This is a genomic window from Streptomyces sp. CA-251247 (assembly GCF_050952975.1).
GTDB lineage: Bacteria > Actinomycetota > Actinomycetes > Streptomycetales > Streptomycetaceae > Streptomyces > Streptomyces achmelvichensis.
In genome coordinates this window covers 4,375,929-4,391,839 of sequence record NZ_CP191861.1, presented here as the reverse complement: position 1 = coordinate 4,391,839, position 15,911 = coordinate 4,375,929, and the positions used below count along the sequence as shown (strand labels likewise).

The following is a 15,911-nucleotide window of genomic DNA, read 5'->3' as shown; positions in this document are numbered from 1 at the left end:
TTGGTCTGGACCTGTCAAGGTCTAGACCAAGGGTTGTTACGGACGAGGACGCCCCCCGGGACCGCGGTCCCGGGGGGCGTCCTCGTGTACAGCCGGTGCTACGACAGGAACGAGTTGATCTCGATCGTCTCCGTGCGGCCCGGGCCCACGCCGATCGCCGAGATCGGCGCGCCCGACATCGACTCCAGCGCCTTCACGTAGTCCTGCGCGTTCTTCGGGAGGTCGGCGAAGGTCTTCGCCTTCGTGATGTCCTCCGACCAGCCCGGCAGGTACTCGTAGATGGGCTTCGCGTGGTGGAAGTCCGTCTGCGAGTACGGCAGCTCCTCGACGCGCTTGCCGTCGATCTCGTACGCCACGCAGACCGGGATCTGCTCCCAGCCCGTCAGCACGTCCAGCTTCGTCAGGAAGAAGTCCGTCAGACCGTTCACGCGCGTCGCGTAGCGCGCGATCACGGCGTCGAACCAGCCGCAGCGGCGGTCACGGCCGGTGGTCACACCCCGCTCGCCGCCGATGCGGCGCAGCGCCTCGCCGTCCTCGTCGAACAGCTCCGTCGGGAAGGGGCCCGCGCCCACCCGCGTCGTGTACGCCTTGAGGATGCCGATCACCCGGCTGATCTTCGTCGGGCCGACACCCGCACCCGTGCACGCGCCGCCGGCCGTGGGGTTCGAGGAGGTGACGAAGGGATACGTGCCGTGGTCCACGTCCAGCAGCGTGCCCTGGCCGCCCTCGAAGAGGACGACCTTGCCCTCGTCGATCGCGTTGTTCAGCAGCAGCGTCGTGTCGGCGACGTACGGCCGGAGCTTCTCCGCGTACTGGAGCATCTCCTCGACGATCTTCTCCGCCTCGATCGCCCGGCGGTTGTAGACCTTGGCCAGCAGCTGGTTCTTGGACTCCAGCGCGGCCTCGACCTTCTGCTGGAGGATCGACTCGTCGTAGAGGTCCTGGACGCGGATGCCGACGCGGTTGATCTTGTCGGCGTACGTCGGGCCGATTCCCCGGCCGGTGGTGCCGATCTTCCGCTTACCGAGGAACCGTTCCGTCACCTTGTCGAGAGTGACGTTGTACGGGGTGATCAAATGAGCGTTGCCGCTGATCAGCAGCTTGGACGTGTCGACGCCACGGTCGTTCAGCCCGCTCAGCTCGGAGAGCAGGACAGCCGGGTCGACGACGACCCCGTTGCCGATGACCGGGGTACACCCCGGCGAGAGGATTCCGGAAGGGAGGAGATGGAGCGCATACTTCTGGTCGCCGACCACGACCGTGTGGCCGGCATTGTTGCCGCCCTGGTAACGCACCACATAGTCCACGGATCCACCGAGCAGGTCGGTGGCCTTTCCCTTGCCCTCGTCACCCCACTGAGCACCGAGCAGCACAAGTGCGGGCACAGGCGTACACCCCTTCCGGGCGGGGCATGTCCAAGGTCAGGGGGCGTGTGCCGTGCCTGAGTCTGCGGACCTGTTGCCCCGGAATAGACGAAGCCCCTGGCGCAATAGCGCAAGGGGCTCTTGCACAAAGATGCTACCCGAGGAAGGACCGAGGTGTCGGCTCACGACCAGCTGCTGGTGGTCATCGACCCGGTCGCCCGCCGAAGTGACGGCGAGTCCGTGCGGATCGCGAAAGATGTGCTGTGCGGTGGCTCTGAGGCGAAAATCTGCCTTCCGGAGGGACCCGAGGAATTCGCGCGGGCGCTGGCCCGCAGGGGCTCGCGGCGCCCCGTGGTGATCGGTGACGACCGGACGCTGCTGCGCGCGGTGTCGCTGCTGCACCGGGACCGGTGGCTCGGCGACGGCGCCCTGTCGATGGTGCCGGTCGGCCCATCGGTGGATCTCGCGCATTCGCTGGGCGTGCCCCGCAGTGCGGTGGCCGCGGCCCGGGCGGTGCTGGACGGCGTCGTACGGCGGCTGGATCTGCTGGTGGACGAGAGCGACGGGGTGGTGCTGGGGGACCTGTCCATCCCGGCCGTCGCGGGACCCGGGTCGGGGGCGAACGGCGCCTCGGTGTGGAACGCCTGCCGCTCGCTGGTGCGCACCCTGGTCAGACCCGTGCCGCCGACGGTGGTCCGCACCCACCGGCTGCGGGTGGAGGCAGACGGCGTCCTGCTGTCGGACCTGGACCACCTGGTGGAGGCCGTGACGGTGCGCACGGGCGGCGGGCGGGCGGAGGTCACGGTCCGCGCATCGGCCTCCGGGGACCCGCTGATCGCGAAGGCGCTGACGGTGACGGTCTCGGGCCCGGACTTCCGGTACCGGGCTGACACACTGATCACGGGCCCGGTGCGGACGCGGACCTGGACCCTGCGGCCGGGGGCGTGGGGGCTGACGCTGCCGTCGGCGGCGACGACGTCGGGGGGCTGAGGCCGCCGTCGAGCACGGCCGCCCAGCAGTGCCGGCACCCGCGTGCTGGGCCACGGGGCCGATAATCATTGGGCCCACCACGTATCCGCCAGCAGAATGCTGCCCATGGACGACCAGCGCGACGACACCCCCCACACCCCCACGGCGGACCCGGCGACGGACTGGACCACCACCCCCGTCACCGCCGACCTCCTGCGCGGCGCGCTGGAGCTGGAGCGCACCGAGCAGGGGTGGCTGCCGCACCGGCTGCCCGCCCGGGCCCGCGCACAGAACACCGACGGTCAGCTGGCCATGGCGGAGGCCCAGCCCTCGGGCGTACGGCTGACCTTCCGCACCCGGGCCGGCGTCGTCGAGCTCGACACGCTGCGCACCAAGAACGCCTACCGGGGCGCCCCGCCCCGGCCCGACGGCGTGTACGACCTGCTCGTCGACGGCGCGCTGACCCGGCAGGCCGGTGTGCCCGGCGGCAACGTCCTGATGATCGACATGACCACCGGCTCCGCGGAGACGCTGCCCGGCCCGGTCGGCACCGTGCGGTTCTCCGGACTCCCGGGCCGCGACAAGGTCGTCGAGATCTGGCTGCCGCACAACGAGATCACCGAACTGGTCGCCCTGCGCACCGACGCGCCCGTCGAGGCCGTGCCGGACACCGGCCGCAGGACGTGGCTGCACCACGGCAGTTCGATCAGTCACGGCTCGAACGCCGCAAGCCCCACCACCACCTGGCCCGCGCTCGCGAGCTCCCTCGGCGGCGTGGAGCTGACGAACCTGGGCTTCAGCGGCAGCGCCCTGCTCGACCCGTTCACGGCGCGCGCCCTGCGGGACACCCCCGCGGACCTGATCAGCGTCAAGATCGGCATCAATCTCGTCAACACCGACCTGATGCGGCTGCGCGCCTTCGGTCCCGCGGTGCACGGCTTCCTCGACACGATCCGCGAGGGCCACCCCACCACTCCGCTGCTGGTCGTCTCGCCGGTCCTGTGCCCGATCCACGAGGACACACCCGGCCCGAGCGTCCCGGACTTCAGCGGCGTCGGCGAAGGGCAGCTCCGCTTCCGGGCCGCGGGCGACCCCGACGAACGGGCCGACGGAAAGCTGACGCTGGGCGTCATCCGGGACGAGTTGGCCCGCATCGTGAAGCAGCGGGCGGTCGACGACCCGAACCTGCACCATCTCGACGGGCGCGAGCTCTACGGCGAGGAGGACTCCGCCGAACTGCCGCTGCCGGACGAGCTCCACCCGGACGCCGCCACCCACCGCCGCATGGGCGAACGGTTCGCGGCGCTTGCCTTCGGCGCCGGCGGCGCGTTCGCGGGCGAGGGTTCCTGACGGGCGGCCTCACCCAGGTCTCTGTGGCCACCGGGCCGGGCGCGATTGCCGCGAGCGCATGTCAGGGCGCCGGGATGCCGCGCTCCTCGCGGTAGACGCGCCAGCGGTCCATCATCCCCTCGAGCTCATGCTGGAGAAAGCCGAAGAACTCGGCTGTCTGCGTGACCCGCGCCCCCGCCGCCGTGTCCGGGCCCAGCGTCGCCGCGCCGTCGCGCAGTGCCTTCTCCCACCGGGTCAGCAGCTGGTCGCGACGGGTGAAGGTCTCGTACCAGAGCTCGTTGTGCAGGACGTAACGGTCCCGGCGTGAGCCGGGGTCGCGCTCGCGGCTGACCATGTCGACCTGGCTGAGGTAGCGCACGGCCCCCGACACGGCCGCCGGGCTGATCCGCAGCTGCTCCCCCAGCTCGGCGGAGGTCATGCTGCCCTTCTCCGAGGACAGCAGCGCGGCGAAGACCCGCGCGGCCATCCGCTGCATGCCGGCCTCGGTCAGTTCGGCCGCGAACCGCTCCACGAAGCGCGAGACCGCCTCGTCACCGGCCCGCTCGTTCGCGCTGTTGTCGCCGCTCATGACCTCATCGTCTCCCCTCGTCCGGCCTGCCCACCCGAGTTTATACGCTTCCTTAACTTCACAAATTTGTGAAAGCAGCGTACGTTCCGAAGCATGACGAAGGCCATCACCGTCTCCGGACTCCACAAGTCGTTCGGGCGGACACACGCGCTGGACGGCCTCGACCTCGCGGTCGAGACCGGTGAGGTCCACGGCTTCCTCGGCCCCAACGGCGCGGGCAAGTCCACGACCATCCGGGTCCTGCTGGGACTGCTGCGCGCCGACTCCGGCGCCGCCCAGCTCCTCGGCAGAGACCCCTGGCGCGACGCGGTCGAACTGCACCGCCGTATCGCGTACGTGCCCGGAGACGTCACCCTGTGGCGCAACCTCTCCGGCGGCGAGGTCATCGACCTCTACGGCCGGCTGCGCGGGGGCCTCGACCGGGCACGCCGGGCCGACCTGCTCGAACGGTTCGAACTCGACCCCACCAAGAAGGGGCGCACCTACTCCAAGGGGAACCGCCAGAAGGTCGCCCTGGTCGCCGCCTTCGCCTCCGACGTGGACCTGCTGATCCTCGACGAGCCCACCTCCGGACTCGACCCGCTGATGGAGGAGGTCTTCCAGACCTGCGTCGAGGAGGAGCGCCGCCGCGGCCGTACCGTCCTGCTCTCCTCGCACATCCTCAGCGAGGTCGAGAGCCTCTGCGACCGGGTCAGCATCATCCGCAGCGGGCGCACCGTGGAGACGGGGTCGCTCGCCGAACTGCGCCACCTCACCCGGACGAGCGTCACCGCCGAACTCGCCGGGCCGCCGAACGGGCTCGCCCACCTCCCCGGCGTGCACGACCTGGACGTCCAGGGGACGCGCGTGAAGCTCCAGGTGGACACCGACCGGCTCGACGCCGTACTGCGCTCGCTGAGCCGGACCGGCGTCAGGTCGCTGACCAGCACCCCGCCCACCCTGGAAGAGCTCTTCCTCCGCCACTACGCGCCGGGGGAGGCGATGTCGCGATGACCGCGGTGGCCGACACCGGATTCACCCCGGCGCGCGGGGGCGGGTCGCGGCCCCTCGCGGGGACGGGCACGCTCCTGCGGCTCGGTCTGCGCCGCGACCGCGTGATGGTGCCGCTGTGGGTCCTGGCGATCGGCGGGACGACCGCAAGCGCGGGCAACACGCTCGGCAAGGTCTACGAGACCCCCGCCCAGCGGGCGGGCGTGGTCGACTCGATGGTCGCCAACAGCTCCCTGCGCTCCCTCTACGGGCCGGTCTTCGACGACTCCCTCGGCGGGATCGTGGCCTGGCGGTACACCGTCTTCATGGCCGCCTTCGCCGCGGTCATGAGCCTGCTCGTCGTGGTCAGGCACACCCGCGAGGAGGAGGAGACCGGCCGCCAGGAGATGCTGTCCGCCGCCATGGTGGGCCGCCGCGCGCCGCTCACCTCGGCGCTGCTCGTGGCCCTCGTCGCCAACACCGCACTCGCCCTGCTGGTGACGGCGGGGCTGGCCGGCGAGGGCGCGGCCGGGGCGCTCGCGCTCGGCCTCGGCATCGGCGCCGTGGGCATGGTCTTCGCCACGACGGCCGCGATGGTCGCGCAGTTCACCGAGACCGCGCGGCTCGCCAAGGGCCTGACGGCCGCGGCGCTCGGACTGGCCTTCGCGCTGCGGGCCGCGGGCGACGCGGCGAGCGACGACGGCTCGCACGTGCTGACCTGGCTCTCGCCCATCGGCTGGGCGGAGAACCTGCGGCCCTTCGCGGCCGAACGCTGGTGGGTGCTGCTCCTGTTCGCCGCGGCCGTCGTGATCCAGGGCGCCGTCGCCTACGGCCTCGCCGGGCGGCGCGACATCGGCATGAGCTTCCTGGCGGCCCGGCCCGGGCCTGCCGAGGGCCGCCTCGCGACCGCGTCCGGCCTCGCCTGGCGCCTCCAGCGCGGCAGCCTCGCGGGCTGGGGCGCCGGGTTCCTGCTCGCCGGGCTGATGTTCGGCGGGATGGCGGAAGGGGCCGCCGATCTGGTCGGCGACAACGAGCGGACCCGACAGATGCTGGAGCGGATGGGCGGTCAGTCCGGCATCACGGACGCCTTCCTCGCCGCGATGGTGGGGATGCTCGGCATGGTCGCCGCGATGTACATCGTGCAGTCGGTGCTCCGGCTGCACGGCGAGGAGACCTCACAGCGTGCGGAACCGGTCCTGGCGGCGGCGGTCGGCCGGGTGCGATGGGCGGCCGGCCACCTCCTCGTCGCCTTCGGCGGCGCCGCGCTGATCATGCTGCTCGGCGGCCTCGGTCTCGCGCTGGGCCACGGCGGGAACGCCGGTCCGGTGCTGGGCGCGAGCCTGGTGCAGGTGGCCGCGGTGTGGCTGCTGGGCGCGGTGGCGGTCGCGGTCTACGGGATCGTCCCGCGGGCCGCGGGGCTGGCCTGGGCCTACGCGGGCCTGTCGCTGGCGCTGGGCTGGGTGGGCGCGGCCCTGAATCTTCCCGACGCGGCGCTGAAGGTGTCACCGTTCGAGCATCTGCCGAAGCTGCCGGGCGACGACATGGTGTGGGGGCCGGTGGCGGTGCTGGTGGCGCTCGCGGCGGTGTTCACGGCGGCGGGTCTGGCGGGGCTGCGGCGGCGCGACATCCTGACGTAGCCGGGGCGCGGGCCGGGCATGGCGTCAGAGCCGGGGCGCGGGCCGGTATCAGAGTCGGCCGGGGGCGCGGGCCGGCTCGGCGTCAGAGCTCGACCCGCAGTTCCCGCAGCCCTCTGATCACAAAGCCGCCCTGCCACTGCGGCTCCGCCGCCAGCCGCATGGCCGGTGCCTCCCGCAGCAGTTCCCCGAACGACGCCATCAGCTCGATGCGGGCCAGCGGCGCGCCCAGGCAGTAGTGGATGCCCGCCCCGAAGCTGACGTGCGGATTGTCCTCACGGGCGAGGTCGAGGGTGCCGGGGTCCGTGAAGCGGGCCGGGTCGCGGTTGGCCGAGCCGAAGAGCAGGGCCAGTTCCGCGCCCCGCGGGATCAACGTGCCGTCGATCTCGATGTCGTCGAGCACCCAGCGCTCGAAGAGCTGGAGCGGGGTGTCGTACCGCATCAGCTCCTCCACAGCTGTGGACAACAGTCCGTGGTCCGCCCGCAGGGCGGCCAGCTGCTCGGGGTGGCGCAGCAGCGTCCACCAGCCGTTCGCCGTGGTGTTGACCGTCGCCTCGTGCCCCGCGTTCAGCAGCAGCACGCAGGTGGAGACCATCTCCTGCTCGTTCAGCCGGTCGCCCTCGTCGTACGCGGCGATCAGCGCCGAGATCAGGTCCTCCCCCGGCGCCTTCCGGCGCTGCGCGATCAGTTCCCGCAGATACCCGGAGAACTCGCGCGACGCCCGTACCGCCCGCGCCGCCGCCTCCTGCGTGGGGTTCAGCTCGTACATCCCGCAGATGTCCGCCGACCAGGGCCTCAGCTGCCCGCGGTCCGACTCCGGGATGCCCAGCATCTCCGCGATCACCGCCACCGGCAGCGGTTCGGCGACCTCGGCCAGCAGATCACCGCCGCCCGCCTTCCTCAGATCCGCGACCAGCTCCGCCGCAAGCCTCCTGACCGTCGGCTCCAGCGCCGCCACCGTCCGCGGGGTGAACGCCTTGGTCACCAGCCGCCGGATCCGCGTGTGGTCCGGCGCCTCCAGGTCGAGCAGGCCGTTGTCGTTGAGGGTGGTGAACGGCTCGTGGGACGCCGGGGGCGGCGTCCGCCCGAACTCCTCGTGCGTGAACCGGTGCAGATACGTACGCCCCAGCCGCCGGTCCCGCAGCAGCGCCGACACATCCGCGTGGTGCGGCACCAGCCACTGCCGGGTCGGCTCGAACCAGTGCACCCGCCCGGCGTCCCGCAGCCGGTCGAAGACGGGGTACGGGTCGGCGACGAAGTCCGGCGACCCGGGGGCGAAACCAGCTTCCACGGCAGCGTCCATCCCCGGACGCTAGCCCGGCCACGAGGCGGTGACCAGCCTCCCGGCCCGGCTACGAGGGGGTGACCAGCCTCGCCTCGTACGCGAACACCGCCGCCTGGGTGCGGTCCCGCAGCCCGAGCTTCACCAGGACCCGGCTCACATGCGTCTTGATCGTGGACTCGGCGACCACCAGGTGGGAGGCGATCTCCGCGTTCGACAGTCCCTGCGCGATGAGCACCAGCACCTCGGTCTCGCGCTCGGTGAGCTCACCGACCTGGGACAGGGCGGGCGGCTTCGGGGCCTGGCTGATCTTGGAGAACTCCGTGATCAGCCGGCGCGTCACGGTCGGCGCGAGAAGGGCCTCGCCGGCCGCCACGACCCGTACCCCGTCGGCCAGTTGACGCGCGGACGCGTCCTTGAGCAGAAAGCCCGACGCCCCGGCGCGCAGCGCCTGGTAGACGTACTCGTCCAGATCGAAGGTGGTCAGCACGAGCACCTTCGACTCGGCGTGCGAGGCGACGATCTCCCGGGTGGCCTCGATGCCGTTCAGCTCCGGCATACGGATGTCCATCAGGACCACGTCCGGTGCCAGCTCGGCGACCTTGGAGACCGCCTCGCGGCCGTTCACCGCCTCGCCGATCACCTCGATGTCGGGCATCGCGTTCAGCAGGACGGAGAAGCCTTCACGGACCATCACCTGGTCGTCGACGACAAGGACCCGGATGGTCATGACTGCTCCTCGGTGGCCTGTGCGGGCACAGGGCTCGCGACGGGGATGAACGCGGTGACCTCGTAGCCGCCGTCCTCGGTGGGCTCGGCGGTCATCTCGCCGCTCAGCATGGTCACACGCTCGCGCATGCCCGTGATCCCGTGGCCCGCGCCCGGCGAGGGCTTGACCAGGCCCTGCGGCGGAGTGTTCACGATCCGCAGGCCGATCCCGCCGAGGACGTAAGAGACCTCCACCTTCGCCGAGGCGCCCGGTGCGTGGCGCAGCGCGTTGCTGAGCGCCTCCTGGATGATCCGGTACGCGGAGAGCTCGACGCCCTGCGGCAGCGGCCGCACCGCGCCCGTGATCGTCTTGTCCGCCTCCAGGCCCGCCTCGCGGACGTTGCGGAGCAGGTTGTCCAGATCGCCGAGGACGGGCTGCGGGGCGTCGGGCGCCTCGTAGTCCTCGGCCCGGACGACACCGAGGATCCGGCGCAGCTCGGTCAGCGCCGCCACCGCGTTCTCCCGGATGGTCGCGAACGCCTTCTCCAGCTCGGGCGGCGGGTTCTCCACCCGGTACGGCGCGGCCTCCGCCTGGATCGCCACGACCGACATGTGGTGGGCGACGACGTCGTGCAGCTCCCGGGCGATGGTGGTGCGCTCCTCCAGCAGCGTGCGCTTGTCCCGCTCGACGGCGGTGACACTCTGCTGGACCGCGACCTCCTCGCGTGCCTCGCGGCGGACGTGCAGCACGGTCACGACCAGCAGGGCGAGGGCCGAGAAGAAGAGCATCTGCGGGGTGTCCGTACCCGCATTGGTGCCCAGGAAGATCTCGGCGAACAGCGCGTAGCCGGCCGTCACCGCCCACATCCAGCCCGCGGTGCGCGGCCGGGTCCGGGCCGCGACCACCGTCATCACGACGAGATGCGCGATGAACGAGCTCGGTCCCCACGGCCAGCCGTCGCCGTACGAGCCCACCACGGTGACCACGGGGGTCGACAGCAGCGAGAGCCAGAACGCGGCGACCGGGCGCACCAGGGTGAGCAGCACCGCGACGGCCGGCACGAACCCGCTGATCGCGAAGTACGCCTGATTGCCGTTGCTGTCGGCCACGAGGTATCCGACCATCACCACGAACAGCGCCGCACCGACGATCACGGCGTGCGGGAACCAGCCCGCACGGTCCCGTATCCGCCGCGGCAGCAGGCGTCCGACGAGGCCCCCGCCCGCCCGGGGCGGCAGCGGCCGGTAGGCGAGTACGTCGTCGAGGAGATCGGTGCGCAGCCCCGTGAACGCGTCCATGGCGAGGCGGAACTCGGGACTGCGGCTGTCGGAATCGGCGGCGGTGCGCGGTGTGCGCTGCGGGTTCTGCGAATCGGTCACAGCAGCCAAGGTACGGGGACGGGCGGACGCGGTCGTCACCAGCGATATGGATCCTGCCGCGTCCGTCCTGAGTACGACATGAGGCCTCGCAGGGCGTACGTCCGTTACGCGCGGAAGGCGTCCGCGTGCTCCTCGGCCCACTCCGTGAAGGTCCGGGCGGGCCGGCCGGTGACCTTCTCGACCGTGCCGGAGACGGTCCTGCCGGCGAGCGGGGTGTTGCCGTAGACCTCCAGCAGGAAGTCGATCACGTCCTGGGGCATACCGCCCTCACGCCACTGAGCGACGGCCTCCTCCTCGGTCAGCTCCTCCAGCCGGATCTCCCGGCCGCGGGCCGCCGCCAGCGCTTCCGTCTTGTCCCTGAGGGTCAGCGCCTCGGGGCCGGTGACGACGTACTCCTGCCCTGCGTGGCCGTCCTCGGTCAGCGTGACCGCGACGACCGCGCCGATGTCGGCCTCGTGCACCATCGCGCTGAGTCGGCCGGTGAACGGTTCGCGCACCCGGTCGTCGGTGCGGATGCCGTCCGCCCACTCCAGCGCGTTCGCCATGAACTCGACCGGCATCACGACGGTCCACGCGAAGGTCCCGCCCGAGCCGCGCACCGCGTCCTCCAGCGGGGTCGGGCCGCCGCCGTGCAGCACGGTGATCCGGCGTACGCCGGCCTCGCGGGCCAGCTCCAGGATGCGCGGACCGCTCTCCAGCGGGGTGAAGTACGGGCCGCCGAAAGTGATCAGATGCAGCCCGGTCACGCCCTCCAGGGCGGCGGCGAGGGACTCGGGTTCGGTGAGATCGCCGCGGACGACCTCCACCCCGGCGGGGAAGTCCGCCGTGGCGGGGTCGCGGGTCAGGGCGCGGACGGGGAGGCCACGGCGGAGGAGCTCCGCGACGACCTGGCGGCCAACGGTTCCGGTGGCTCCGGTCACGAGATTCGTCATGGGAAGAACGTAGAAAGGCTTGCGGTCAGGTTCTGTCCGCAAGCCTCCGGCGTCTTCTCACTGCTTCCGGGCGCAGGCCGGTCACCAGGCGAGCTGGGCGATCTCCTCCGCGACGACGGCGCAGGCATCGGCCGCCGGGTCGATGAGCGGGAAGTGCCCGACCTCCTCCAGGAGCGTCAGCCCCACGGTCTCCCCGGCCTTCGCCGCGGCGTCCACGTACGACTCGACGACGGAATACGGCACGGTGGTGTCGGTCCGCCCCTGTACGACGGCGGTGGCGATCCCCGTGGGCAGCAGCAGCGCGGGATCGACGTGCGGCCTGCGCTCCTCGAACTCGCCCTCCCCGCCGAGGAGTTGGTGCACCGCACCGCCGCACACATCGAGCTCCACCGCCCGCGCGAAGTCCGCGATCGGCGCGAGGGCGACCACACCGCGCAGCGCGGGCGGGCCGGGCAGCCGCCACGGCGACCCCTCGGGCAGCACATGGCGGGCCGCGGCCCAGAGCGCCAGGTGCCCGCCGGCGGAGTGCCCGGTCAGCACCGTGCGCCGGACGTCCGCCTCCGGCAGCGCCTTGCGCGCGAGGTCCGGCAGCGCGTCCAGCACGGCCGCCACATCGTCGAAGGTCTCCGGCCAGCGACCGGCCACCGGACTGCTCCCGCCCTGCTGCGGGATCTCCCGCCCGCGGCGGTACTCGACGTTGGCGACGGCGAGGCCGCGGCGGGCCAGGAAGTCCGCGAACGGCGTGACATGCCGGCGGTCGTACGCTCCCCGCCAGGCGCCCCCGTGCAGCACGACGACGAGCGGCACCGCGGCCTGCCCGCCGCGGGGCGCGTAGAAGTCGACGACCTGGTCGGGATGGTCGCCGTACGGGACGGAGGCGTCGGGATCGACGGCGGGATGCGAGAACGCCGACGCTTCCTCTGCGGCGTCACGGGCGACAGGGTCGGGCATGCGGTGCCAACCTTCCGATGCAGTCACGGAATTGACCTGACCAGCGGGGACGGTACCAGCACGGCCGGCCCCGCCGGATATCGAGGCGCGGGTCGGCGCCGAAGCCCGCCGGCGTCCGGGACGTGGGGCCCGCGAAGGAGCGGCGACCGGCCGCGTTGATCACGCGGCCGGTCGCCGGACCTGTCGCCCGGCCCCAAGAAGCCTCAGGCCGCGAGGATCTCCGCCAGCGTCGCCGCCGCCCTCTCCGCGTCCCCGAACCCGACGTACAGCGGCGTGAACCCGAACCGCAGCACGTCCGGCCTGCGCAGGTCACCCACCACTCCGCGGGCGATCAGCTTCTCCATCACGGCCGGCGCCTCCTCGCACCGCAGCGCGACCTGACTGCCCCGCGCCGCGTGGTCCTCCGGAGTCAGCGAGGTGACCCTGCCCTCGGGGACGTAGGCGGCGACGCACTTCAGGAAGAAGTCCGTGAGCGCCAGGCTCTTGGCCCGTACGGCCTCGATCCCGACCCCGTCCCAGACCTCCAGCGCCGCCTCCAGCGCCAGCATGGACAGGATGTCGGGCGTCCCGACCCGGCCGCGCAGCGCGCCGTCCGCCGCCGTGAACTCGCGGGTCATCGCGAACGGGTCCGCGTGCGAGGTCCAGCCCGGCAGGGGCGAGTCGAAGGCCGGCTGATGACGCTCGGCGACATAGAGGTACGCGGGTGAACCCGGCCCGCCGTTGAGGTACTTGTAGGTGCAGCCGACCGCCAGGTCCACGCCGTTCGCGTCGAGCCCGACGGGCAGAGCGCCCGCGCTGTGGCACAGGTCCCAGACCACCAGCGCGCCCGCCTCGTGCACCGCCGCGGTCAGCGCGGGCAGGTCGTGGAGGCGGCCGGTGCGGTAGTCGACGTGATTGACCAGGACGGCGGCCGTGGTGGGCCCGAGCGCCGACGGCAGGTCCGCCGGGGCGACGGGCACCAGCCGCCGGCCGGTCATCCGGGCCGCCGACTCCGCGATGTAGCCGTCGGTGGGGAAGGTCGTGGCGTCGACGACGATGTCCGTACGGGCGGGGTCGTCGCACAGCCGGACCGCGCCCACCACCGCCTTGAACACGTTGACGCTGGTGGAGTCGCCGACCACGATCTGCCCCGGCGCGGCCCCGACGAGCGGTGCTATGCGGTCGCCGATACGTTCCGGCGCGGTCCACCAGCCGCTCTCGCCCCAGGAGCGGATGCGCAGTTCGCCCCACTGCCGCTGCACGACATCGGCGACGCGCGCCGGCACATGGGCCGGCAGCGCGCCCAGCGAGTTGCCGTCCAGATAGACGCCGTCGTCCAGCGCGAACAGCTTGCGCAGACCGGCCAGTTCGTCTGCGGCGTCGAGCGCCGCGGCCTCGTGGGCCAGGGACTCAGACATGGCTGCGCGCCGTCCACAGCTCGGGGAAAACGTTCTTGCGGGCCCGCTTCTCCAGCCAGGCCACACCGGCGGAACCACCGGTGCCCGTCTTGGAGCCCATCGCGCGGCGCGTCGCCACCAGATGGTCGTTGCGCCAGCGCCACACGAGCTCGCCGACGTCCGTCAACGCCTCGCCGAGCAGCACCAGTTCGGAGTCGGGCTCGCCGATGTCCTGTCCGCCGTAGACCGTCGCCCAGACCTTCTCGATCTCGGGGGACGGCTCGTACTTCTGCGACAGGTCGCGCTCCAGCACCGCCTCCGGGACCGGCAGCCCGCGCCGGGCCAGCAGCCGCAGCACCTCGTCGTACAGGCTCGGCTCGTGCAGCGCCTTCTCCAGCTCGGCGTACACACGCGGCGCGCCGCGGTGCGGCACCAGCATCGACGCCGCCTTGTCGCCGAGCAGGAACTCCATCCGCCGGTACATCGCCGACTGGAAGCCGGAGCCCTCGCCGAGGGCGCTGCGGTAGGAGTTGAACTGTGCGGGCGTCAGCTGGGCGAGCGGCCTCCACGAGGCGTTCAGCGCCTCCAGCTCACGCACCGACCGCTTCAGCGCGTCCCTCGCCACCTGCACCCGGTCCTCGCGCAGGGCGCGGGTCGCGGTCTCCCACTCGTGGACGATGACGGTGAACCACAGCTCCATGACCTGGGTGGTGACCAGGAAGACCATCTCTCCCGGGTCATCCGAGAGCGGGTGCTGGAGGTGGGTCAGGACGTCCGCCTGGACGTAGTCCTCGTACGGAGTGGTACCCGCGAAATCCAGATTCGGGGTCGCGTCATGTGACATCGCTGTCTCCTCGACGTGTCCGGGTAGCGGTCCGCCCCTTCCTCTTGGTGTGGGAGCCCCGGTCCCCACCGGCATCATAAGCCGAAGGTCAGTCGATCACCGGGCCGGTGAGATACGTCCCGTCCTCGTCGTAGGGCCAGGCGTTCGAGCGGCACCCGTCGAGGCCCTTGATCTGCTGCATCATGACCGGTGCCGGCTCGCCCGGGCCCGGGCAGCCCATGTGGGTACGCAGACCGATCTCGTGCCCGACCTCGTGGTTGATGATCAGATGCCGGTACTCGGCGGGCGTCCCGGCGAAGGTGGGCGAGCCCAGCATCCAGCGGCGCAGATTGACCACGACGCCGTCCGTCGTCTCGCAGTTCAGTTCACCGCGGGTGTTGAGCCCCTGCCGCCGGCACAGGGCGTCGGCGGTGGCCGGGGTGGCGATCCGTATGACGAAGTCGGCGTCCCCGGTGACGAGCTGGAAGGAGCCCTTGCCGTTCGCGGCCCAGCCCTGTGGATGGGCGAGTATGCGCTCGATCTCGGTGGCGGCCTCCTCGGCGGAGACGTCGATGCCGTTCTCGACCTGGACGCGGTAGCGGCGCACCTGGCCCGCGCCGACCGGGCTGCCCGTCGACCGGGCGGTGGCGAAGGTCCCGGGTCCGGAGGCGGGGACGGCGGGCGGCGCCGCCTTGCGCGAGGGCTTCGCGGGCTTCGGGACCTTGGTGGAGGGTGTGACCCCGGGCTTCGGATCACTCGGCGGCTCGGCCTCGGCGGACGGGCTTCTGCGATCCCGGCCGGGCGGGGAGGCGTCGCTCCCATCGGCCTGCGGGTCCGGTACGAGGGCCGGGGAGCCGGGCGGTGTGGCCGGGTCGGCGGCAGCCCGTGGTGCGCCGCGGGCGGCGCCCCAGTGGGCGACGGCCGCGCCGGAGGCGATGACCAGGACGGCGAGGGCCGCGCCGGGCAGCAGGAGACGGCGGGCGAGCGGGCGGGGCACCGGCCGTCTTCGACGACTGCGTGCCCGGGACTGGTTCCCCCTGCGTCTGCGGCCGCTCAACAGAGCCCCCCACTTTGTAAATCGCCCATGCGTGCGATCGTAGCGGGCCGGAAGACCCGCACCCCCTGTTCAGACGGGGGATGCGGGCCTTCGGTTCATCCGAGGGTGTCTGCGGCCGTCTCGGAGGAGTCGCGCAGGAAGGTCGCGCAGCGCTCGTACTCCTCCTGCTCACCGATCGCCTGCGCGGCGCGGGCCAGCGCGTGCAGGGCGCGCAGGAAGCCTCGGTTCGGCTCGTGCTCCCACGGCACGGGGCCGTGCCCCTTCCAGCCGCTGCGGCGCAGGGAGTCGAGTCCGCGGTGGTAGCCGGTGCGCGCGTAGGCGTACGACTCCACGACACTGCCGTTCTCGAAGGCGTCGTCGGCGAGCCGTGCCCAGGCCAGCGAGGAGGTGGGGTACTTGGCGGCGACGTCCGCGGGTGCTGTCCCGGCGGCGAGCAGCTCGCGCGGCTCGGGGTCGTCGGGGAGGTGGGTCGGGGGCGGTCCCCCCAGCAGATTTTCATGGATGGCCATGGGTTCCAGTGTCACAGGTCCATGGGGAATCCGTGGAAG

At 72.1% G+C, this 15,911-nt stretch carries 15 protein-coding genes; 4 read left to right on the top strand and 11 right to left on the bottom strand.

Annotation, left to right across the window (positions count from 1 at the left end):
- Positions 1–98 precede the first annotated feature (98 nt).
- The gene (locus ACQPWZ_RS19405) at positions 99–1,385 is read right to left on the bottom strand and encodes an adenylosuccinate synthase (protein WP_313945074.1); all 1,287 of its coding nucleotides are present in this window, start codon (positions 1,383–1,385) and stop codon (positions 99–101) included.
- 153 nt (positions 1,386–1,538) lie between these two features.
- On the opposite strand from ACQPWZ_RS19405, the gene ACQPWZ_RS19400 reads away from it, so the two are divergent.
- Complete coding sequence (locus ACQPWZ_RS19400) at positions 1,539–2,354, top strand: diacylglycerol kinase (protein ID WP_433571983.1); 816 nt, start codon at positions 1,539–1,541, stop codon at positions 2,352–2,354.
- Positions 2,355–2,459: 105 nt separating this feature from the next.
- Complete coding sequence (locus tag ACQPWZ_RS19395; RefSeq protein WP_433571982.1) at positions 2,460–3,683, top strand: GDSL-type esterase/lipase family protein; 1,224 nt, start codon at positions 2,460–2,462, stop codon at positions 3,681–3,683.
- Positions 3,684–3,744: 61 nt separating this feature from the next.
- On the opposite strand, the gene ACQPWZ_RS19390 is transcribed toward ACQPWZ_RS19395, so the two are convergent.
- The gene (locus ACQPWZ_RS19390) at positions 3,745–4,251 is read right to left on the bottom strand and encodes a GbsR/MarR family transcriptional regulator (protein ID WP_340474347.1); all 507 of its coding nucleotides are present in this window, start codon (positions 4,249–4,251) and stop codon (positions 3,745–3,747) included.
- 93 nt (positions 4,252–4,344) lie between these two features.
- Between ACQPWZ_RS19390 and ACQPWZ_RS19385 the strand changes: the two genes are divergently transcribed.
- Positions 4,345–5,244 (top strand): ABC transporter ATP-binding protein, encoded by a 900-nt coding sequence (locus ACQPWZ_RS19385; protein ID WP_433571981.1) that lies wholly within the window; start codon positions 4,345–4,347, stop codon positions 5,242–5,244.
- A complete protein-coding gene (locus ACQPWZ_RS19380) occupies positions 5,241–6,857 on the top strand; it encodes an ABC transporter permease (RefSeq protein WP_433571980.1) in 1,617 nt (538 codons plus the stop codon). Before ACQPWZ_RS19385 ends, ACQPWZ_RS19380 begins: the two co-directional genes overlap by 4 nt.
- Positions 6,858–6,939: 82 nt before the next feature.
- Here the strand turns inward: ACQPWZ_RS19380 and ACQPWZ_RS19375 are convergent, their stop codons facing one another.
- The 9 genes from ACQPWZ_RS19375 to ACQPWZ_RS19335 all read right to left on the bottom strand — a co-directional run bounded on the left by ACQPWZ_RS19375 (position 6,940) and on the right by ACQPWZ_RS19335 (position 15,872).
- A complete protein-coding gene (locus tag ACQPWZ_RS19375; protein ID WP_433571979.1) occupies positions 6,940–8,157 on the bottom strand; it encodes a cytochrome P450 in 1,218 nt (405 codons plus the stop codon).
- Between the two features lie 49 nt (positions 8,158–8,206).
- Positions 8,207–8,866: a response regulator transcription factor gene (locus ACQPWZ_RS19370; protein ID WP_340474343.1), complete on the bottom strand. Its 660-nt coding sequence runs from the start codon at positions 8,864–8,866 to the stop codon at positions 8,207–8,209.
- Positions 8,863–10,224 (bottom strand): sensor histidine kinase, encoded by a 1,362-nt coding sequence (locus ACQPWZ_RS19365; protein WP_383239587.1) that lies wholly within the window; start codon positions 10,222–10,224, stop codon positions 8,863–8,865. Before ACQPWZ_RS19365 ends, ACQPWZ_RS19370 begins: the two co-directional genes overlap by 4 nt.
- 104 nt (positions 10,225–10,328) lie before the next feature.
- The gene (locus tag ACQPWZ_RS19360) at positions 10,329–11,156 is read right to left on the bottom strand and encodes an NAD(P)H-binding protein (protein ID WP_433571978.1); all 828 of its coding nucleotides are present in this window, start codon (positions 11,154–11,156) and stop codon (positions 10,329–10,331) included.
- A gap of 81 nt (positions 11,157–11,237) precedes the next feature.
- On the bottom strand, positions 11,238–12,107 hold the full coding sequence (locus tag ACQPWZ_RS19355) for an alpha/beta hydrolase family protein (protein ID WP_433571977.1): 870 nt from the start codon (positions 12,105–12,107) through the stop codon (positions 11,238–11,240).
- Positions 12,108–12,310: 203 nt separating this feature from the next.
- The gene (gene kynU, locus ACQPWZ_RS19350; RefSeq protein WP_356703664.1) at positions 12,311–13,504 is read right to left on the bottom strand and encodes a kynureninase; all 1,194 of its coding nucleotides are present in this window, start codon (positions 13,502–13,504) and stop codon (positions 12,311–12,313) included.
- Positions 13,497–14,327: a tryptophan 2,3-dioxygenase family protein gene (locus ACQPWZ_RS19345; protein WP_433571976.1), complete on the bottom strand. Its 831-nt coding sequence runs from the start codon at positions 14,325–14,327 to the stop codon at positions 13,497–13,499. The genes kynU and ACQPWZ_RS19345 overlap by 8 nt, the downstream gene beginning before the upstream one ends.
- Before the next feature lie 88 nt (positions 14,328–14,415).
- Positions 14,416–15,303 (bottom strand): DUF3152 domain-containing protein, encoded by an 888-nt coding sequence (locus tag ACQPWZ_RS19340; RefSeq protein ID WP_433571975.1) that lies wholly within the window; start codon positions 15,301–15,303, stop codon positions 14,416–14,418.
- 155 nt (positions 15,304–15,458) lie between these two features.
- Positions 15,459–15,872: a DUF3151 domain-containing protein gene (locus ACQPWZ_RS19335; RefSeq protein WP_313945086.1), complete on the bottom strand. Its 414-nt coding sequence runs from the start codon at positions 15,870–15,872 to the stop codon at positions 15,459–15,461.
- Between the last annotated feature and the right edge of the window lie 39 nt (positions 15,873–15,911).